This is a genomic window from Methylomonas sp. BG-2 (assembly GCF_057766305.1).
Genome location: NZ_JBYMAP010000425.1, coordinates 1 through 1,853, shown reverse-complemented (window position 1 = coordinate 1,853; position 1,853 = coordinate 1). Strand labels below are relative to the sequence as shown.

The following is a 1,853-nucleotide window of genomic DNA, read 5'->3' as shown; positions in this document are numbered from 1 at the left end:
TCCATTTAACTTGCGATCCAGGGGCGGCACTTCGGATCACCGCTCGAATAACGGCGTATTGGCTGCCAAACCTAAATGCGAATCGCTGTTGGTTTTAAGTAACAGGAAGACGACCGAGGCAAGAACTTTCCTCACAAAGATTGTTGCGGTAGCAACACCCGATCAGCAAACGAGAACAGAGCTGACACCATTCATCTGAACAGCAAATCGGAAATTTAAAATGAAATCTCTGCCCTGGATCAGGCGGCCAATTTAAGGGTTGGCAGCCCATCGCGATAAGCCTGATGCGGCGTTTTTCGGTTAAAGCGGGAATGCGATCGCTCGTGGTTTTACCACTCGAAATACTCCGAAATTGAGGGTAAGCATCTAACGACCCCAACTATTTAAATTCGTCGAAATTGTCGATGCTCAGCCTTTTTGATGAGGCAACGCCATGGCATTATCAGCGGACAAGCCGCGTTGATTGCCGTGACCCGCGCCATTCACGGCAACTGGATCGTTCCTGACCACGGAAAAAACACCGACCGCCGGATTTAGTGCGCATAATCTGGCGGAATCGGCGTGGAAAACGGCTTTGGAAGGTTCCCAGCGACGCCTGCCGCATTTAATATGGGGTTTGGCACACCCCAAAAAAGACTGGGAACCTTCCCGGAAGCGCGGAAAAGATCCCTGATGGCATATTTGGCATTTATTTCACCAAGGAAAATGTCAAAAAAATCATTCGACGCGTTTAAGGCGGCATGATTTGCATTTAAATTGCGGCATTTCACTGCTGTTGTCTATTTGACTTCAACAATCAACGCCAAAGCCCCGGGCTCATTTCGAAGAGGGGAATTGCCGACGTTCGGGCAATCTCCCGGTAGTTCGCGCGGATGCCATGGCGGTTTCACCGCATTTTGTACCGTTATGACACCGGCGAGTGACGGCTTCCGTCCGTAAAGATTTTCGCCCATCCATGGGACGAAAATCAGGGCTCCGCCGCCACGGTAATTGCCTTCGGCGACCCCAATGTGTCCGCGTCACTTCGTTTCGACCTAACCAGGGGTCGAAACATCGGCTATCGCATGACTTGACGGCGTGTCGCAGCCTAGCAGGTTTTCTGCGAAAACCCGCCAGACACTACGCCTATCGGGGACTAAAATTCATCACTTCACTTTCGCTCCGTTTCCATGAATTTCAGCGTTTGTTTTTCGTTGACGCTCACTTCTGGTAATCATCGCAATGTTAATATACAATATATATACGTTTCGTATATTACAGATAATTATGGGTATCGTTAAAATCAGTGACGAACTGCATGAAGAGATTAGGAAAGCAAGCGCTACGATGGTTCGCTCGATCAACTCCCAGGCTGAGTTTTGGATAAAAATCGGCATGTTGGCCGAAACTCATCCCAACATGACTTACACGGAGATTTTGCGAGAACAACTACGCATTGCAGCTGTTGAATTTAATGAGCCCGGCAATGGCTAGCGTTATCCTAAAAAACGATGATGAAATGGTATTGATGCGTGAATCGGGGCGTTTGCTCGCCTCTGTATTCGCTTATCTGGATCAACATATTAAAGTTGGCATCTCAACCATGAAAATAAACGACCTGGTTGAAGATTTCATCACCAATACGTTAAACGCAAGACCAGCCAGTAAAGGACAATATAATTTCCCCTTTGTTCTGAACACATCAGTCAATGATGTGGTTTGTCACGGCGTACCCTCCGCAACGCAATTGCTCAAGTCCGGGGACATTGTCAATGTCGACATAACTCTGGAAAAAAATGGTTTCATTGCTGATTCAAGCAAAATGTATATAGTCGGGGATGCTTCACCACTGGCACAAAGACTAGTCGATAAAA

General features: G+C 47.5%; 4 protein-coding genes. 3 read left to right on the top strand and 1 reads right to left on the bottom strand.

Annotated elements, in window-relative coordinates; all coding sequences use genetic code 11:
- Positions 1–199: hypothetical protein (locus AC3B8H_RS20925; RefSeq protein WP_488443441.1), on the top strand; the 199-nt coding region annotated here is incomplete at its 5' end.
- Between the two features lie 334 nt (positions 200–533).
- Here the strand turns inward: AC3B8H_RS20925 and AC3B8H_RS20920 are convergent.
- A complete protein-coding gene (locus AC3B8H_RS20920) occupies positions 534–770 on the bottom strand; it encodes a hypothetical protein (RefSeq protein WP_488443440.1) in 237 nt (78 codons plus the stop codon).
- 496 nt (positions 771–1,266) lie between these two features.
- Here AC3B8H_RS20920 and AC3B8H_RS20915 point away from each other — a divergent pair, with 496 nt between their 5' ends.
- Both AC3B8H_RS20915 and AC3B8H_RS20910 read left to right on the top strand, forming a co-directional pair.
- Complete coding sequence (locus tag AC3B8H_RS20915) at positions 1,267–1,473, top strand: ParD-like family protein (protein WP_488443439.1); 207 nt, start codon at positions 1,267–1,269, stop codon at positions 1,471–1,473.
- On the top strand, positions 1,466–1,853 hold a 388-nt coding region (locus AC3B8H_RS20910; protein WP_488443438.1), incomplete at its 3' end, for a M24 family metallopeptidase. The genes AC3B8H_RS20915 and AC3B8H_RS20910, both read left to right, overlap by 8 nt.